The sequence below is a fragment of the Cupriavidus necator genome (assembly GCF_040578825.1).
In the GTDB taxonomy this organism is placed as follows: Bacteria; Pseudomonadota; Gammaproteobacteria; order Burkholderiales; family Burkholderiaceae; genus Cupriavidus; species Cupriavidus necator_E.
The window spans coordinates 137,333-152,588 of the sequence record NZ_JBEFLI010000005.1; the positions used below are offsets into that span (position 1 = coordinate 137,333).

Genomic DNA, 15,256 nt, shown 5'->3' on the forward strand with positions numbered 1-15,256 from the left:
CAAGCGGTTCCCCAAGGTTTATAGCGTGGCACTCCAGCAAGGTTTTGTCCTCACCCGACATTGGCGCGATACGCCGGCTGGCACCGAGGTCGAGGTCTGGCTGGCGACCGATGACGGGCCGCGCCGGCTGCGCCTGTCAGGCCAGCCCTCCATTGCGTTTATCCCCGAGGCACAGCGTGAGCGCGCCGAGGCGCTGCTGCGCGGCGAGCGCGATGTCGAACTGCGCCCGCTCAAGCTTCAGGATTTCCAGCGCAGGCCCGTCATGGGCCTGTACTGCCAGCAACATCGGCAACTGATCCAGCTCAGCCGTTCTCTGCGCGACGCCGGCGTGGATGTCTACGAAGCCGATATCCGCCCGCCCGAGCGCTACCTGATGGAACGCTTCATCACCGCCCCGGTCTGGTTCGACGGTGAACCGGATGCCAGCGGCACGTTGCGCAATGCCCAGATGAAGCCGTCGGCGGACTACCGGCCCACGCTACGCCTGGTCTCGCTCGATATCGAGACCAACGCGTTCGGCGAACTCTATTCGATTGCGCTCGAAGGCTGCGGTCAGCGCCAGGTCTACATGTTGGGCCCGGCGCCGCAGGTGCCTGTCGGCCTCGACTTCTCGCTCGAATACTGTGCAACACGACCAGCGTTGCTGGAAAAGCTGAACCGGTGGCTGGCCGAACACGACCCCGACGCGATCATTGGCTGGAATCTGATCCAGTTCGACCTGCGCGTGTTGCAAGAGCATGCACGCCAGTTCCAGATTTCGCTGCTCCTGGGGCGGGGCGGGGCCGAAATGGAATGGCGCGAGCACAATGCCCAGCAGCACTATTTCGCCAGTGCACCGGGCCGGTTGATCATCGACGGCATCGAGGCGTTGCGTTCCGCCACGTGGAGCTTCCCGTCGTTCAGCCTGGAATCCGTGGCACAGACGCTGCTCGGCGAAGGCAAGGCGATCGACAACCCATACGACCGCATGGACGCCATCGACCGCATGTTCGAGCAGGACAAGCCGGCGTTGGCCCGCTATAACCTGCGCGATTGCGAACTGGTGACGCGGATATTCGAAAAAACCGAGCTGTTGCCCTTCCTGCTGGAGCGTGCCACGGTCACGGGCCTGGCAGTCGACCGCAGCGGCGGTTCGGTGGCCGCCTTCACGCATCTCTACATGCCGCTGATGCACCGCCAGGGTTATGTAGCACCCAACCTCGGCGACATGGCACCGGAGGCCAGCCCTGGCGGCTTCGTCATGGATTCGCGGCCGGGGCTGTACGAATCGGTGCTCGTGCTCGACTACAAGAGCCTCTATCCGTCGATCATCCGTACCTTTCTGATCGACCCGATCGGCCTGGTCGAGGGTCTGGCGCATCCCGACGATGCCGATTCGGTACCTGGCTTCCGCGGTGCGCGGTTTTCCCGGACGAAGCATTGCCTGCCGGCTATCGTCGCCAAGGTCTGGCAAGGCCGTGAGGCCGCCAAGCGCGACCGCAACAAGCCGCTCGCTCAGGCGCTCAAGATCATCATGAACGCGTTCTACGGCGTGCTCGGGTCCAGTGGTTGCCGGTTTTTCGATCCACGACTGGCGTCGTCGATCACGATGCGCGGGCACGAGATCATGCGGCAGACCCGCACGCTGATCGAGGCGCGCGGCTACGAGGTGATCTATGGCGACACGGATTCCACCTTTGTCTGGCTGCGTCGTGCCCGCACGGAAGCCGATGCCAACCAGATCGGCCGCAGCCTCGTCGCGTACGTCAATGACTGGTGGCGCGACCATCTCTGGCAGGCTTATGGCCTGGAAAGCGCGCTCGAACTCCAGTTCGAAACCCACTTCCGGCGCTTCCTGATGCCGACCATACGTGGCACGGACCTAGGCAGCAAGAAGCGCTATGCCGGGCAGGTCGAACGGCCTGACGGGACGGTCGAGATGGTGTTCAAGGGGCTGGAGACGGTGCGTACAGACTGGTCGCCGCTTGCCCAGCGGTTCCAGCAGACCCTCTACGAGAAAATCTTCAACCGCGAGCCGTACGAAGACTATGTGCGGGACATCGTGCGTCGCACGCTGGCCGGTGAGCTCGACGAGGAGCTGGTTTACCGCAAGCGGCTGCGCCGCAAGCTCGACGAATACCAGCGCAACGTGCCGCCGCACGTCCGGGCCGCCCGCATCGCCGATGCCTATAACGAGCGCCAGGGGCGCCCGCGCCAGTATCAGCATGGCGGCTGGATCAGCTATGTGATGACCGTGGCCGGCCCGGAGCCACTGGAAACCCGCTCGGCGCCGATCGACTATAGCCACTACGTCGCCAGGCAGCTCCAGCCGATTGCCGATGCGATTCTGCCGTTCCTGGACGACAGTTTCGAGACACTGTTGAGTGGGCAGATGGCGTTGTTTCCCCAATAGCGGGACATCAGGTGGGCAGCTGTCATGAACCTTGGCATGGCCGGCTCATCGTCGGCACCTAGTAAGTGGCCTAAACGGCATTTATCCTCATTTATTTGCCAAGGATAATTTATCCGGCTAGGATAAATACCGATAATCACACCCAGAAGGCCACCATGTCCGAGCCGTCCGCCGCCTCCGAACGCTACACCTTCCGCCGCCCGGCGCTGGCGGCAAGCTTCTGCGCAGCCTTGACCGGGGAAGGCATCCAGGATGCCCGCTCCGGCCTGTTCCTGGCGGCGCCGCGCAGGGTAGGGAAGTCCACGTTCCTGCGCGAGGACCTGATGCCGGCCGCCGGGCAGCGCGGCTGGGTAACCGTGTATGTCGACTTATGGTCGAACAAGGCCCACGACCCCGGCGAGCTGATCGCCGACGCCATCAAGCACAAGATTGCCGATCACGCCGGTGTGGTGAGTAAAGCCGCAAAGGCGGTAGGCCTCACCAAGGTCAGCGTGATGGGCACCCTCGGGCTGGACCTCACCGCCACGGGATTGCCAGCGGGCATCTCCCTCACGCAAGCCCTTGAGGCGCTGTGCAAGGCCGCCAGGAGACCGGTTCTGCTGATCGTTGATGAAGCGCAGCATGCGCTGACCACGGAAAAGGGCGTCGAGGCGATGTTCGGCCTGAAGGCGGCGCGCGACGCGATGAACGTCTCGGGCAAGGCCCCGGATCTCATGCTTGTCTTCACCGGCTCAAGCCGGGACAAACTCGCACACCTCGTCATGAATTCGCGCATGCCGTTCTACGGCTCCCAGGTGACGCCGTTCCCGTTGCTCGACCGAAACTTTACCGACGAATTTACCAAGAGCGTGAACCGGGCGCTTGCCGCTGGCAATCAGCTTGAGCCCGAGGCAGTCTACGAAGCCTTCGTAATGGTCGGACACCGCCCCGAGATGCTGCGCCACCTGATCGGCACCATCGCACTGGCAAACGAATCGCCAAACCTCAGCACCCGGCTCAAGGATGACGCGACGCTCGTCCAGGAGCGCTTGTGGCATGACGTCGAAAGCGACTTCACATCGCTGTCGCCACTTCAGCAGGCGGTGGTGCGAGTCATGGCAGGCAAGGACGGTCAGTTCTCTCCGTTCGGAGAGAGCGCAATGTCCGCGTACAAGGCGCTTGTGCCGGATCATGTGAGCGTCAGCGCCGGAACGGTCCAAAACGCGATCGACGCTCTTCGTGAGCGGGAGATCGTGTGGAAAGAGTCGCGAGGCTCCTACGAGATCGAAGATCAGGCCTGGCTGAGTTGGCTCCGCGCCAAGGGACTGACGGGATGAAGTGGGCGGTAAGGGGATGCGCCAGGCGAAGGGTCATCGAAGAGGTGACTTGGCTGAGCGTCCGACATCTCGAGCGGTATGGCTACGGAAACCATGCAGTTGATTTAACATAATATACATCGTTGATCCGGAATAGCTCTGCGGGCTAGGCCAGACGCGGGGTCTGGGCTATCCGGAGGTGCTCGCAGAGCGTCTCAAAATTTACGGCAAAGCGGTCAGCTAGCGACGCCCAGATCCGGCGCAGTTCCGGGTTCTTAGTGCGCTCCGCGTGAGCAGCAGTCACCACCGCGGCGGGATCGATATCCAGCACGCGCGCCACCTTCACAGCCGTTTCATCATCGAAGCCGCCAAGGCCATTGCGGTACTTGCTGACCGCCGAACGCGAAATGTCCAGTTCCTTGGCAATCGCGTAATCCGAGGCGCCGCCAAGCTTTGCGCGGACGGCTTCCAGAAATTCAAGAGTCGTTTTCATCACTACCCCTAGTGGTCTACCCAGACCGAAGGATAGTCAACTGTCCTCGAACGAGCAACGTCATCTGTGTGCGGACGTTCTCATACAGTTGACTGTTCTCGGTCGGTTGACTATATTCCGTTCCAGACGCGCCGCCGCCTGGAACCCTACCCGCCAGGGCCGGCTTAGCTAGCTGGCAGGCGGCGCGCTCTCCCAAACGGGAGCTTCCGCAACAGGGTAGGGGTTAGAGGGGTGGTCACATGTCGTTACAAATTTCCACACGAGAGCACGAGCACAACAGCAAGCCCGGCGTATTCATCGGGGCGGTGACGGTCGAGGGCGAGGGCGTCTTTGTGGACTTCATGTTTGGCGGCTCATTCGGGCAGACGCGCGAGCAAGCAGAGCGCAACGCGCGCATCTTCGTGGCCGCGCTGGACTTCGTGGATCGCGTGAAGTCGGAGGGCGCACTGTGAAGCCCGCCCGCGTCCACCGTACCGCCTTGGGCGGTTTCACCATCGACGGCCCGTACTACACGCGCCGCTCCAATCTGGCCGTTCTGGCCGATCGCTTTTTCCACTGGCTGGGAGCCTGACGCGATGCCGCTGCCGATCATATGGACGTTCGCCGCCTATGTGTTTTGGGCGGATTTCTTCAACGTGCGCCGGGGCTAAGCCATGGGCTATAGCGAGGAAGTCGCATACGTTCCCGGCAGCACGCGCGAGCCGGCACACGCATCGCATCAACCGGCCAGCGTGGGGCCGATGGGCAAGCGCAGCCAGGACAGCGACGCGCGGGCGTTCGCCGCGCTGGAGCAGGCGCGCGCCGTGCTGGCGACGCACCGCAGCCGCATCAAAACGCCGCGCTGGTGGTAAGCGAATGGCCTGGGGATACCTCCGCGACGCAGTAGCCGCTGTGCCCGCGCTTCCGGAAATGCAGGAAGCGCGGGCCCGCGTGCCGATGCGCTGGTATAACCGCGTGCTCAAGGCCGCCGACAAGGCAGGGCGCGATAGCGCGCTGCGCCTGGACCGTCCCGACATGTTCGACCTGGGCGCCGCCGCTGGCGCCGTCGCTGCGTTCCTCGCGGACCATGCGCCGCAGGGCTTGCCGGTGCGCCCGGACGCATCCGACTACGAAATTTGCATGAAGGCGCGCAAGATCGCCGCCGACGTGCTGCTGAAATCAACGGGCCTGGGCACTGATGACGCGCTAGTGATCTGCGCGGCCGAGTGCGAACGCCAGGGCGTGGCGCTGCCCGACTTCAAAGAAGCCGCCGAGCAAGTGGCGCGCGTGCGCTGCGAACTGTGGTGGCGCCGACGTCTGCGCACGAAGCATATCCGCGCGCTGGAACACTCGAATATCCGGCTGCACTACGTCCACTATCGCAGCGACCCATACGCGAGCAATGACGCGGTGCGCCGCCGTGTCGCGCAGAACCGCCGCAACGCCGCCACGCTGGCCGCGACGACCTTGAAGAACGAGCACGGCCAGCAATTCACGCTGGCCGAACTGGCGGAAAAGTCGGTCGCAAACAAGGCGCTGCGCCGCGGCGAACTGATGACGCGCCTGAAGGGCAGCGAGGAACTAGCAGACGCCGCGGGCTTTGCCGGCGTGATGTTCACTATCACCTGTCCGAGCCGCTTTCACGCGGTCAAGCAAGCCGGCCACAAGTGGCATCCCAACGCGAAATATGAGGGCGAGAACCCGCGCGAGGCGCAGCTATACCTGCGCGGCGTGTGGGCGCGCATCCGGGCCGAACTGGCGCGCCTGGGCATTGTGTATTTCGGCATGCGCGTCGCGGAGCCGCATCACGACGGCTGCCCGCACTGGCACGGGCTGCTGTTCTCGGACCGCGTGAATGACGTTTGCCGGGTGATCCGCGCGCACGCGCTGAAAGACTCGCCGGATGAGAAGGGCGCCGATCGCCGCCGCTGCCGCTTTGAGCGCATCGACCGCGCCAAGGGTAGCGCCGTCGGCTATATCGCGAAGTACATCGCCAAGAACATCGACGGTCACGCGGTAGGCGAGCATAAGACCCACGAGGGCTACACCGTGCAAGCCGATTGGCTGGGCGATGACGTGATAACGCCGAGTCAGCGCGTGGAAGCCTGGGCGGCGACCTGGGGCATCCGCCAGTTTCAGGCGTTTGGCGGGGCTCCGGTGGGCGTCTGGCGCGAACTGCGCCGGGTGAAGGCCGCCGACCTGCCCGAAGCCGCCGACGCGCCTGCCATCGTGGCCGCGTGGAACGCCGCGCAGCGCACCGAGGACAAGCCGGCAAGCTGGGCCGACTATGCGCGCGCAATGGGCGGCGTGGCCGGTGAAAAGCGCCGCGTGTCGATCAAGTACACCGAACGTATGGAACCGGGCCGTTACGGGCTCGCGCTGCGCAAGGTGCCGCACGGGGTGCAGGCGGTGCAGTGGTATCGGATGCCGGGTTCGGGCGAACTGACGTGCGACGCGGTATTTGTGCCGGCGACGCGCTACACCTGGACGAAGGTTGAGCGCAGCGGCGAAGCCGCGAGCACTCGGACTCGTGTCAATAACTGTACGCGCCCAAACGGCGCGCGCAGCGCGGCGGATACCGGCGAGCGCCGACCCGCCTGGATGAATGGGCTGGAAATGCCCGAAACCGCGCCCGGTGGGGCGCCAACATGAGGGGGAAGGGAAGTGGAAACGAAGTCTTTCAAGGACCGCGCTGATACCGCGCTGCTGCTGTTTGGGGGCGTGCTGCCGCGCCCGGTGAAAGAACTGTTGCGCGACATGGCCGTCGCGCTGGACGAACTGAAAGGGGAAAAGCAATGAGCATCAAAGCGGAACTACTGGCGCTGGTCGACCAGATTGAAAACCTGGGGCCGCATGTGCGGGATACCGGCGAGGTGACGTATTTTGCCGCGCGCCATCAAGTCGGCGCCGTGCTGGAAATGGCCGAGGCCGAACTGTCGCCGCCGACCGAACCGACCGAAGCCATGACGACGGCCGGCATCAACGCGTTTGCGAACCTGCCGGCCGACACGACGGCGGCCGGTGTCATTGATGCGGTGCTGCGCGCTGCGCTGCAAGCCGGCCAGGAGGGCTGATGCAATGAGCAAATGCACCTGTCCGGTCTGCAATCAAGGCGCGCGCTGGTCCGTCATGAAAGGGAAAGGGCGGGTGTGCATCGTCTGCACCGCGCCCGGTTGCGGCATCCAACTGTTTGCGCGGTCCGACGACGCGGACGAGAAAATCCGCGAGCGGTTCATTCTGGCCGATGGCGCGGCGCCCGAACGTAACGTAACGGAACCCGCGTCCGAACGTAACGAACTGGCGCAAGGGGGGCTGATGGCATGGGTGGTCTGATCGAACTGGACGCGCTGGACGCGCTCAAGCGCAAGGCGTACGCATTCGAGGGGCAGGCGGCGGCGAGCCTGCCGCCGCTGCCGGGGGAGCCGGAGCCGGTCGACCCGGTAGTCGAATGGGAAATGTCACTGTCGCTGCTGGTGGCCGTGCTGTCGCCCGCGCTGCCGTACCTGCCGACGGTCTACACGCCGGACACGATCAAGGCGCTGGCGGGCGCCATCGTGCCGGTGGCGGACAAATACGGCCTGAGTGTGGGCGGGATCATGTCCGGGCCGGAAATCGGCCTGCTGATAGTGGCCGGGCCGCTGGCGCTGGCAACGTACGTCGCGCACAAGGGCTGGCGCGAGCAACAGGAGGCCGAACGTACGGTCGAGAACGGCGGGGCGCTGCCGGAAGTGGTGCCGCCGCAGTCGCGGTCGCACCTGGGCGAGAACATGGAAGATAGCGGCGGGCGCCTGCCCGCGATCCGGGGGTGATATGCAGGTAACGGAAATCGCGCAAGCCGCCAGCGAGGCGGCCGGCAGTCAGAACGTGGCGCGCATTATTGGCGTGATCGGGGCGAGCGGTAGCGGCAAGTCGCGGTGGCTGAAAGACGGCCTGCGCCTGATGCGCCCGCCGCGCCTTCTGATTTGGGATCCGCAGGACGAATACAGCGAGTTTGGCCGCGTCGTCACTGACATGCGCGAATTGATCGAGATCCTGGGCGAGCTTGGGCCGTCGGACAATTTCCGCATCGTGTACCAGCCTGGGGATGACATGTCGACGTACCGCTGGAAATTCGATCTGTTCTGCGAAATAGCCTACATGATCGAACGGCTGTGTCTGGTGGTGGAGGAAGTCGCGGACGTGACCAGCGCGAGCTACGCGCCGCCGTTCTGGTCGCGCCTGTCGCGCAAGGGGCGCCATCGGGCGATGACCATGTTTGCGGTCACGCAGCGGCCTGCCGTGATCGACAAAACGTTCCTGGGCAACTGCACGCTGATTCACTGCTGCCGGCTAAACGACAAGAACGACATTTCGGTCATGGCGGCAATCCTGGGCGTGCCGGTGGATACCGTACGGAACCTGAAAGCCGATCCGGCCGGCGACGTGTTCGAATTCATTGAGCGGCAAATGCAGACCGGGCAAACGGGCGTCGGGGCGCTGCCGAGGCGCGGAAGCAACAGGGCGCCGGCCGTACGTAACGTACGTACGTTAGAGGCGCCGGAGGCGGCAACGTAACGTAATGGTGCGAGCTTGAATGCTGCCGGGACGCTGCCCACACTGAAGGCTCAAACGCGGGGGGATATCTCCCGACATTGCAAACACGCACTTTCGGGGGAAACCATCATGAGCGTGAAGGAAATTGGCAAGGCTGTCGCGATGACCGCTATCGCGCTGGTGCTGATCAACCAGGGCAAGAAGTTCCTGCCCGATTCTGTCGCCAAGCTGCTGGGCTGAACGCCAATGAGCGAATTGAAAAACGCCATCAAAACGACCGCACTCGTGCTGGCCGTGATCTATGTCGCCCGGCGCCTGCCGGTGACTGACCAACTCGTCGCGACCGCGCTGGTCGGCTGATAGGGAAAAGAACACATGTCGATCATTCAACAACTGCCGCCGTTCCTGAACGTGGTTGCCTCCGGCGTCGCGACGCTGCAAATCCCGCGCTACGCCAACACGCTGAACCGCATTGTGCTGGCGCTGGGCGGTACGACCTTTACCAAGGCCATGATCACCGATATCAAGGTGAAGATTGGCGCCCGGACGATCTACAACGTCAGCGGTTCGCGCCTGGACCTGATCAACAGTTACAAGGGCATGCAAGCCGATGCCAACTTCCTCGCGATCGACTTCACCGAGCGCGACGCGCCGAGCATCGACGGCAAGGAAGTCGGCGGCCTGGATATGACCGCGTGGCCGGACAACCTGAATCTGGAAGTGACGATCGCCGGTGCGACCGCACCGACGCTGACCGGTTACATGGTGCTGACGCCGCCGCAAGGCCAGGGCGCCGGCGAACTGGTCCACAAGCTGCTTTACTTCCCGGCGTCGACGTCGGTCGCGGGTAAATTCCCGATCAACTTCGCCGCACGTGGCGCGCTGATCAAGCGCGTTCACATGTTCTACACCGGAACCGATTGGACCGCGACGACTGACGGCAACGTCAACCGCGTCGAGGTCAAGAAAAACGGCCTCGTGGTGTGGGACGCAACCAGCCGCGTGCAGCGTTTCATTGAGCAAGAGCAGCGCAAGGTTCCGCAGGCAAAGCACTACTGCGTCGACTTCATTTACGACAACAATCAGTCCGGCGCGCTCAAAACCGCCGATGCTGCCGCGCTGGAATTCAATGCGTTCCTGACCGCTGCCGATGGTATCGACGTGTATGTCGAAGCGATCGACCTGCCGTTCAACCTGTAAGGGGCCGTCATGGGTGATTGGACCGATAGCGTTCAGCCGCAGTCGTATTTCTCGGACCCGATGACCAGCACGGCGGCGGACGCGAGCGACATGAACCCGCTTGCGCAAACCGGCGCCGACCTGCTGCGCATGGGCCTGTCGCGCGTCATTGACGTGCAGACGGTTCGCGCGCTGCAAGGCACCAACACCGCTGCCGTGCTGCAATCGAACGGCATGACGCTGTCGACGGCACCGCGCTACGCTCCGGTGGCGATCGCGGGTGGCCTCGTGCCGCTGGTGATCGCAGGCGCCGTAATTTGGCTGCTGGCGGGGAAAAGCTGATGAATAGCGCGCTCGGGGCGGGTGTGGGCGGGCTCGCAATGTCGAATCCCTGGACGGCCGGCATTATGGCCGTGGGATCGGTGGCCGGGCAGATGATGGGCGCGCCCGAACCGAGCAACACGGCGTTATCCGGTTCGGGCATGTTCGACCAGCATTTCGACGGCTCCGGCTGGGTGGTAGCGACCGGAGGCAGTGAGGCGCGAGCCTTGCCGACCGTGACCAGCGCCGTGCAGGCGACGGCAGGGCAGGCGCTGGGCCTGCTGAATAACCCGATGGTGCTTATCGCTGGCGTCGTGGTGGCGCTGGCGTTCTTTCGGCGATGATGATCGAAATCAAGCACGAGCCATGGACGCCGGAGCATGCCGCCGAGGTCGACAAGGCGTTTGCGGGCCATGCCAAGAGCGACGCCAGCGGCGGACTGCTGGCGCCGGCCGAGTATCTGGACACCTGCGGCTTTTTCCGCGTGTGGAAGGATGGCGAGCCGGTAGCGTGGTACGTGCTGATGCCACACAAGCACGCGCATACGCTGGAAATCGAAATCGCGCTCGCGCATGGTCGCGCCGATTTTGATCTGGTGGCCGAAGTGCTGCCGCTGATCGAGTACCAGTGCCGGGAGGCGGACGCGATCCGCGTGACAACCTGCCGGCCTGGGCTGATCAAGAAACTGAAGCGCGCGGGCTATCGCAGTGAAGCGGTAGTGCTGCGCAAAAAGCGGGGCAAGGCATGAGCAAAATTGGCAGCGGCACGGGCATGTCCCGGCAAAGCAGTTCTGAGAACACCAGCGTAACGACGTCGACGACTAACAACGTCGACAATCGCATGGTGGTTGATAGCGGCCTGGGCGTGAATGGGTCGAACAACTACGCCAGCGCGGTATTCAGCGACCAGGGCGCCATCGACGCCGCGTTTGACTTCGCCAAGGGCAGCACGGAAACCACTTACAAGTCGACCGCCGATGCGATCGGGCTGGCGCGCGACGGCCTCAAGCTGAATCTGGACCAATCCGCGATCAACGCGAAAGGCTTTCTGGACAGCATGGGCAAGCTGTTGGACACGGCAAAGGCCGTGAACGAAAACGCCACGGCGAACGTGGCGGCGGCATACAGCAACGTGCAAGAAATCGGCACCGGGCAAAAATTTCTGGTCGCGGGCGCGCTCTGCATCGCCGGGATTGTGGCCGTCAGCAAAATGAAGGGGTGACAGCGTGGGCATTATTGAGTCGGTACAAGAATACGACCTGAACATTCCGGCCGGCGCCGCACAAGCGATCGACGTGGCCGGTGACCGCATCCATTTCCTGTCCGCGACCGATCCATTCGCGGAAATCGAGATTCGCCCGAACTTCGCGCAGGGCAATATCAGCCTCAAGCCGGGCCAGGGGTTCCGGTTTAGCGAGCAAGTCACGCGCTGGATTGTGTTTAACCGGGGGCTGGTGGCACTGACCGGTGCGCTGATGATTGGCTCGGGCGATTTTTTCGACCAGCGAATCAGCGGCACCGTCGACGTGATCGACGGCGGCAAGGCGCGCACGCTGGGGGGAGTGGCGTTCATGGTGCCGGTGTCGCAGAGCGCCGTGGCGGCGCAATACTCGGCTGTGCAATTGTTCAACCTCGCGGGAAGCGGGAAAAACCTGATCGTGGAAGCGGTGTCGGTGCAATGCACGACTGCCGCAACCCAAATCGGCCTCGGACTGGCGTCGACGGTATTTAGCACGGCGGGGATCTTTGGCAACGCGAAGAAAGCGGGCGCCGCGGCATCGACGGCGGCAAGAACGTACTACCAGGCAACGGCGGGCGGGCCGTGGATCGGGCAAAGCCAAATCGTGACCCTGGGCGTGCCGTTGAGCCAAACCATCGAAAAGAAATTCAATGAGCCGATTGTCTTGCCGCCCGGCTATGCGCTCAGTGCGTGGAATGGCAACCCGAATCAGGACGTATGGGCAAGTTATGAATTCTTTGAGGAAAACGCCTGATGACCCGCTACGAGTTCGCGCTGCTGGCACTTGCCGCCGTGGGCTATGTGGTGTGGCGCGACTGGCAGCGCAGCGCAGAGCCGGGCGCGCAGTCGCCCGACTTTATCGACCAAGCTGAAAACCTGTTTTATGACGCCGCCGAGGGCAACATGTTCGGCGGCAACGAGGAAACCGATATGACGCAAGCCGCGAGCAATCGCGCAGCGTTCCTGCTGATGATTCGCAGCGCAGAGGGAACGGCCGGCGCGAACGGATACCGCACGCTGTTTGGCGGCGGGCTGTTCGAATCGTACGCGGACCATCCGCGCCAAGTCGTGACCGCGCTGTCGAATGGCAAGCCGATAAGCAGTAGCGCGGCCGGGGCGTATCAAATCCTGCGCCGTACCTGGGATTCGATCGCGCCGCGCCTGGGGCTGACCGATTTTTCGCCAGCAAGCCAGGACGCCGCGGCGCTGCAACTGATCCGCGACGCGGGCGCGCTGGGCGACGTCGATGCCGGGCGCTTTGCGCTGGCAGTGCGCAAGGTGCGCAAGATTTGGGCGAGCATGCCGGGCGCTGGCTACGGCCAGCCGGAAGTGGAACTAAACCGATTGCAAGCCGCATACGAAGCGGCGGGGGGCGTGGTGTATGGCTAAGGCAGCGGCAGGGGGCGGCGGCCCCGATCTTTTGATGCTGGCGGCGGTGGGCGCGATGGCGTTCCTCGCGCTGCGTTCGCGTGCGGCAACGGCGGCAACGGGCGTGCCGGTGGCGACCGCCGCGCAACTGCGCCCGGACTACACCGCGCAGCGAAACATCGCTTACACGCAGGCAGGCGTGGGCCTGCTGGGCACCATTGCGGGCATGTTCGGGGCGGGCTCGCCGGATTCCGTAATCAGCGGCGGCCGGGTGTCGGGGGTGTTCGGGGGCGGCAATTCGAACGCACTCGAATACAACGCCTTCAATGGCTACATTGGGCAGTTGGGTAGGGATGCCACCGACGGCTTTACGCCGGCCGAGTTTGGCAATCTGAACGGCGCCTATACCTTTGGTTCGCCGGTGGAGCCGCCGAGCCTGGGCAATTTCATGTCGTGGTGACGCGATGAAAGACGGCACCGCAAAGCTACTGCTGGCGGCCGGCGCGATCGCCGCGATTGCGTTCGTCGTAAAAAAAAACGGCGGGCTACAGGGTGTGGCTGCGGGTGCAGCAAGCGCGCTGGTCGGCGCCGTGGGGGATGCGGCGAGCGGGGCAGTGCTGGGGATAGGTGACGTGCTGGGCGTGCCGCGTACCGACATGAGCGAGTGTGAGCTCGCGATAGCGGAGGGGCGCACTTGGGACGCGTCGTTTGCATGTCCGGCCGGCGCGTTCCTGGGCTCGTTCGTGAGCGATGACCGCCTGCCCGACTATGGGCAACAGGCATTCACCGGCACGTATGCAAGCGGGCCGATAACGCCATGGACTGTGACCGAGAACGCGGGCGGCGCAGCTTTTCTCTATCCGCGAGTCAAAAGGTAAGGGGGGTCATATGAAATTTCTGCAACGTCTGCGCGAGCCGTCGACCTGGGCGGGCTTCGCCGGGCTGGCCGTCGCAATGGGCGCCAATCCGGACAAGGCCAATTTGACCGCGCAAGCGATTGCCGCCGTGCTGGCCGCTGTCGCGGTGTTCCTGCCGGAAAAGGGCAAGGCCGAGTGATGGACGCGGTCACGCTGGACACGCTGAAATACATCGCCACGGCACTGGTGAGTGCCGGCGCGGTGTATGGCGGCATCCGTGCCGATCTGCGCGCCATGCGGGCCAGCATCGACCGGGCGCATCTGCGCATGGACAATCATTTGCAAGGGCATCGGGGCTGATGGCAACGGGATGGATTCCAACACCTGCCGAGATAGGCCGGGAAACGCTGATTGTGATTGGGGGCGTCATCTGCGCCGCCGTGATCCTGTCGCGCTTCCCTGGGCTGAAATCATGGATTGCGGATCAAGGGGCGGTGACGCTGAAAGACCAGCAGGGCCGCGTATTGTGGTGACAACAGGAGAGAGCATGGCAACGAAGAAACGACGCACGCCGCCGCGAAAGGCCAACGGCCAGTTCAGGAAGCGCAAGAAGTGAAAGAGCCCCGGGAAGCCGGGGCTTTTTTCGTTACACTCCCGGAAAACAACGGGAGGGGTTATGCGCTCGATTCTAGCGGGGGTGATGGTGATTGGGCTGGCCGGCTGTGGGCTGCGATATATCGGCAGCGAGGACCAGATGCAGCAGGTAGCGCGCGGCACCGCGGAACTGATGAAGAAAGACCCATACAGCGACACGGTGACGGCGGCGGGAAGCGGCGCGCATCTGGCGCTGAAGGCCATCATGAGCACGCCGGAGACTGCGGCGCCGCAGGTGCATGGAGCCTTCGCAGACGAGGCAAAAACCCAGCACGATGCCTACATGGAGCTTCTGCGCAAGAGGCCAAGCATGTACGGGCCGCGCGATTCAACCGATTAGGCCTGCATCTGGCCGGGCTCCGGAAGCGGTGTCACGCTGGCGGGCTTGGCTGGCGCCGGCTTTGGCTGCAGGCGCCGGGGCCGAAACTCGATCACTTCGCCGCTAACGATGCCGAGCTTGGGCAGCAGGTGCGCGTAGCCCATCTGGCGGGCCATCTCGTCGCGCTCGAGCTTGTCGAGGCGCAGCACGTGGACGGCCCACCAGGGCGCCGGACGCTTGCCAGACTGCCAGGCGCGCGCGGTGGCGGGCGTGCAGCGCAGATAGCGGGCGAGATATTCAATCGGGATGCTGCGTGCCCAATGGGCGAATTCGGAGGGGATTGCGTGTTGTTGTTTTGGCATTGTTGACCCGTCATAAAAGAAGCCCCACGGTGCCGGGGTGGCAGGCGTGGGGCTTAAATTGTCGACGCGCTCAAGAAATCGTGCAGAAACTGCCGGAGAGCCGCGCCAGTATTGGGTTGCAGAGCCGGACCAACGATTTAACATAATATACATTATGCGTGCTCTTGCTGTAGCGGCTAAGCGGTAATGTCCGGTTCTGGCTAAGTTCAAATGTCCGAGTTTGGCAGGCGTAAGCTTGACGGCTTCCAGCGCGCGGGAGCCCGTC

At 63.8% G+C, this 15,256-nt stretch carries 26 protein-coding genes; 24 read left to right on the top strand and 2 right to left on the bottom strand.

From position 1 onward, the window contains the following. Positions 1-25 precede the first annotated feature (25 nt). Together AB1I47_RS04875 and AB1I47_RS04880 are read left to right on the top strand one after the other, a co-directional pair. Complete coding sequence (locus AB1I47_RS04875) at positions 26-2,392, top strand: DNA polymerase II (RefSeq protein ID WP_354682669.1); 2,367 nt, start codon at positions 26-28, stop codon at positions 2,390-2,392. A 155-nt stretch (positions 2,393-2,547) separates the two neighbouring features. Further along, positions 2,548-3,708, top strand: coding sequence for a hypothetical protein (locus AB1I47_RS04880; protein ID WP_354682636.1), 1,161 nt, complete (start codon positions 2,548-2,550; stop codon positions 3,706-3,708). Positions 3,709-3,853: 145 nt separating this feature from the next. Here the strand turns inward: AB1I47_RS04880 and AB1I47_RS04885 are convergent, their stop codons facing one another. Next, on the bottom strand, positions 3,854-4,180 hold the full coding sequence (locus AB1I47_RS04885; protein WP_354682637.1) for a helix-turn-helix domain-containing protein: 327 nt from the start codon (positions 4,178-4,180) through the stop codon (positions 3,854-3,856). Positions 4,181-4,419: 239 nt separating this feature from the next. Between AB1I47_RS04885 and AB1I47_RS04890 the strand changes: the two genes are divergently transcribed. The 22 genes from AB1I47_RS04890 (at position 4,420) to AB1I47_RS04995 (ending at position 14,650) form a co-directional block, all read left to right on the top strand. Next, positions 4,420-4,632: a hypothetical protein gene (locus AB1I47_RS04890; RefSeq protein WP_354682638.1), complete on the top strand. Its 213-nt coding sequence runs from the start codon at positions 4,420-4,422 to the stop codon at positions 4,630-4,632. Next, positions 4,629-4,751 (top strand): hypothetical protein, encoded by a 123-nt coding sequence (locus tag AB1I47_RS04895; protein ID WP_354682639.1) that lies wholly within the window; start codon positions 4,629-4,631, stop codon positions 4,749-4,751. Before AB1I47_RS04890 ends, AB1I47_RS04895 begins: the two co-directional genes overlap by 4 nt. 82 nt (positions 4,752-4,833) lie before the next feature. Further along, positions 4,834-5,031 (top strand): hypothetical protein, encoded by a 198-nt coding sequence (locus tag AB1I47_RS04900; RefSeq protein WP_354682640.1) that lies wholly within the window; start codon positions 4,834-4,836, stop codon positions 5,029-5,031. A gap of 40 nt (positions 5,032-5,071) precedes the next feature. Beyond that, a complete protein-coding gene (locus AB1I47_RS04905; protein ID WP_354682641.1) occupies positions 5,072-6,811 on the top strand; it encodes a replication endonuclease in 1,740 nt (579 codons plus the stop codon). A 12-nt stretch (positions 6,812-6,823) separates the two neighbouring features. Beyond that, positions 6,824-6,958 carry a hypothetical protein gene (locus AB1I47_RS04910; RefSeq protein WP_354682642.1) on the top strand — a complete coding sequence of 45 codons (135 nt, stop codon included), beginning with the start codon at positions 6,824-6,826 and terminating at the stop codon, positions 6,956-6,958. Then, positions 6,955-7,233, top strand: a complete 279-nt coding sequence (locus AB1I47_RS04915) for a hypothetical protein (protein ID WP_354682643.1) — start codon at positions 6,955-6,957, stop codon at positions 7,231-7,233. Before AB1I47_RS04910 ends, AB1I47_RS04915 begins: the two co-directional genes overlap by 4 nt. 4 nt (positions 7,234-7,237) lie before the next feature. Continuing rightward, complete coding sequence (locus tag AB1I47_RS04920) at positions 7,238-7,492, top strand: adenylate kinase family protein (RefSeq protein ID WP_354682644.1); 255 nt, start codon at positions 7,238-7,240, stop codon at positions 7,490-7,492. Next, positions 7,480-7,968, top strand: coding sequence for a hypothetical protein (locus tag AB1I47_RS04925; protein WP_354682645.1), 489 nt, complete (start codon positions 7,480-7,482; stop codon positions 7,966-7,968). Before AB1I47_RS04920 ends, AB1I47_RS04925 begins: the two co-directional genes overlap by 13 nt. Position 7,969: 1 nt before the next feature. Next, entirely contained in the window at positions 7,970-8,713 is a 744-nt protein-coding gene (locus tag AB1I47_RS04930; RefSeq protein WP_354682646.1) for a P-loop NTPase family protein, read from the top strand. A 354-nt stretch (positions 8,714-9,067) separates the two neighbouring features. Next, the gene (locus tag AB1I47_RS04935; protein WP_354682647.1) at positions 9,068-9,892 is read left to right on the top strand and encodes a major capsid protein P2; all 825 of its coding nucleotides are present in this window, start codon (positions 9,068-9,070) and stop codon (positions 9,890-9,892) included. A gap of 60 nt (positions 9,893-9,952) precedes the next feature. Continuing rightward, on the top strand, positions 9,953-10,213 hold the full coding sequence (locus AB1I47_RS04940) for a hypothetical protein (protein ID WP_354682648.1): 261 nt from the start codon (positions 9,953-9,955) through the stop codon (positions 10,211-10,213). Continuing rightward, positions 10,213-10,536 carry a hypothetical protein gene (locus tag AB1I47_RS04945; RefSeq protein ID WP_354682649.1) on the top strand — a complete coding sequence of 108 codons (324 nt, stop codon included), beginning with the start codon at positions 10,213-10,215 and terminating at the stop codon, positions 10,534-10,536. The genes AB1I47_RS04940 and AB1I47_RS04945 overlap by 1 nt, the downstream gene beginning before the upstream one ends. Continuing rightward, on the top strand, positions 10,533-10,940 hold the full coding sequence (locus AB1I47_RS04950) for a hypothetical protein (RefSeq protein WP_354682650.1): 408 nt from the start codon (positions 10,533-10,535) through the stop codon (positions 10,938-10,940). The genes AB1I47_RS04945 and AB1I47_RS04950 overlap by 4 nt, the downstream gene beginning before the upstream one ends. Next, the gene (locus AB1I47_RS04955; protein ID WP_354682651.1) at positions 10,937-11,413 is read left to right on the top strand and encodes a hypothetical protein; all 477 of its coding nucleotides are present in this window, start codon (positions 10,937-10,939) and stop codon (positions 11,411-11,413) included. Before AB1I47_RS04950 ends, AB1I47_RS04955 begins: the two co-directional genes overlap by 4 nt. A 4-nt stretch (positions 11,414-11,417) precedes the next feature. Further along, positions 11,418-12,185 (top strand): hypothetical protein, encoded by a 768-nt coding sequence (locus AB1I47_RS04960; RefSeq protein ID WP_354682652.1) that lies wholly within the window; start codon positions 11,418-11,420, stop codon positions 12,183-12,185. Between the two features lie 38 nt (positions 12,186-12,223). Further along, entirely contained in the window at positions 12,224-12,820 is a 597-nt protein-coding gene (locus tag AB1I47_RS04965; RefSeq protein ID WP_354682653.1) for a glycoside hydrolase family 24 protein, read from the top strand. Next, entirely contained in the window at positions 12,813-13,259 is a 447-nt protein-coding gene (locus AB1I47_RS04970; protein ID WP_354682654.1) for a hypothetical protein, read from the top strand. Before AB1I47_RS04965 ends, AB1I47_RS04970 begins: the two co-directional genes overlap by 8 nt. A 4-nt stretch (positions 13,260-13,263) precedes the next feature. After that, positions 13,264-13,677, top strand: a complete 414-nt coding sequence (locus AB1I47_RS04975; protein ID WP_354682655.1) for a hypothetical protein — start codon at positions 13,264-13,266, stop codon at positions 13,675-13,677. A gap of 10 nt (positions 13,678-13,687) precedes the next feature. Next, complete coding sequence (locus tag AB1I47_RS04980) at positions 13,688-13,855, top strand: hypothetical protein (protein WP_354682656.1); 168 nt, start codon at positions 13,688-13,690, stop codon at positions 13,853-13,855. Then, a complete protein-coding gene (locus tag AB1I47_RS04985) occupies positions 13,855-14,016 on the top strand; it encodes a hypothetical protein (RefSeq protein ID WP_354682657.1) in 162 nt (53 codons plus the stop codon). The genes AB1I47_RS04980 and AB1I47_RS04985 overlap by 1 nt, the downstream gene beginning before the upstream one ends. Beyond that, positions 14,016-14,189, top strand: a complete 174-nt coding sequence (locus tag AB1I47_RS04990) for a hypothetical protein (RefSeq protein WP_354682658.1) — start codon at positions 14,016-14,018, stop codon at positions 14,187-14,189. The genes AB1I47_RS04985 and AB1I47_RS04990 overlap by 1 nt, the downstream gene beginning before the upstream one ends. 143 nt (positions 14,190-14,332) lie before the next feature. After that, positions 14,333-14,650 carry a hypothetical protein gene (locus AB1I47_RS04995; RefSeq protein WP_354682659.1) on the top strand — a complete coding sequence of 106 codons (318 nt, stop codon included), beginning with the start codon at positions 14,333-14,335 and terminating at the stop codon, positions 14,648-14,650. On the opposite strand, the gene AB1I47_RS05000 is transcribed toward AB1I47_RS04995, so the two are convergent. After that, positions 14,647-15,256, bottom strand: a 610-nt coding sequence (locus AB1I47_RS05000; RefSeq protein WP_354682660.1) for a hypothetical protein, incomplete at its 5' end; no start/stop codon positions are given. The genes AB1I47_RS04995 and AB1I47_RS05000 overlap by 4 nt on opposite strands.

Coding starts and splice junctions, on each gene's coding strand:
- AB1I47_RS04880 (WP_354682636.1), top strand. CDS start 2,548: ATGTCCGAGCCGTCCGCCGCCTCCGAACGCTACACCTTCCGCCGCCCG.
- AB1I47_RS04885 (WP_354682637.1), bottom strand. CDS start 4,180: ATGAAAACGACTCTTGAATTTCTGGAAGCCGTCCGCGCAAAGCTTGGC.
- AB1I47_RS04890 (WP_354682638.1), top strand. CDS start 4,420: ATGTCGTTACAAATTTCCACACGAGAGCACGAGCACAACAGCAAGCCC.
- AB1I47_RS04900 (WP_354682640.1), top strand. CDS start 4,834: ATGGGCTATAGCGAGGAAGTCGCATACGTTCCCGGCAGCACGCGCGAG.
- AB1I47_RS04915 (WP_354682643.1), top strand. CDS start 6,955: ATGAGCATCAAAGCGGAACTACTGGCGCTGGTCGACCAGATTGAAAAC.
- AB1I47_RS04920 (WP_354682644.1), top strand. CDS start 7,238: ATGAGCAAATGCACCTGTCCGGTCTGCAATCAAGGCGCGCGCTGGTCC.
- AB1I47_RS04925 (WP_354682645.1), top strand. CDS start 7,480: ATGGGTGGTCTGATCGAACTGGACGCGCTGGACGCGCTCAAGCGCAAG.
- AB1I47_RS04930 (WP_354682646.1), top strand. CDS start 7,970: ATGCAGGTAACGGAAATCGCGCAAGCCGCCAGCGAGGCGGCCGGCAGT.
- AB1I47_RS04935 (WP_354682647.1), top strand. CDS start 9,068: ATGTCGATCATTCAACAACTGCCGCCGTTCCTGAACGTGGTTGCCTCC.
- AB1I47_RS04940 (WP_354682648.1), top strand. CDS start 9,953: ATGACCAGCACGGCGGCGGACGCGAGCGACATGAACCCGCTTGCGCAA.
- AB1I47_RS04945 (WP_354682649.1), top strand. CDS start 10,213: ATGAATAGCGCGCTCGGGGCGGGTGTGGGCGGGCTCGCAATGTCGAAT.
- AB1I47_RS04950 (WP_354682650.1), top strand. CDS start 10,533: ATGATGATCGAAATCAAGCACGAGCCATGGACGCCGGAGCATGCCGCC.
- AB1I47_RS04955 (WP_354682651.1), top strand. CDS start 10,937: ATGAGCAAAATTGGCAGCGGCACGGGCATGTCCCGGCAAAGCAGTTCT.
- AB1I47_RS04970 (WP_354682654.1), top strand. CDS start 12,813: ATGGCTAAGGCAGCGGCAGGGGGCGGCGGCCCCGATCTTTTGATGCTG.
- AB1I47_RS04975 (WP_354682655.1), top strand. CDS start 13,264: ATGAAAGACGGCACCGCAAAGCTACTGCTGGCGGCCGGCGCGATCGCC.
- AB1I47_RS04980 (WP_354682656.1), top strand. CDS start 13,688: ATGAAATTTCTGCAACGTCTGCGCGAGCCGTCGACCTGGGCGGGCTTC.
- AB1I47_RS04985 (WP_354682657.1), top strand. CDS start 13,855: ATGGACGCGGTCACGCTGGACACGCTGAAATACATCGCCACGGCACTG.
- AB1I47_RS04990 (WP_354682658.1), top strand. CDS start 14,016: ATGGCAACGGGATGGATTCCAACACCTGCCGAGATAGGCCGGGAAACG.
- AB1I47_RS04995 (WP_354682659.1), top strand. CDS start 14,333: ATGCGCTCGATTCTAGCGGGGGTGATGGTGATTGGGCTGGCCGGCTGT.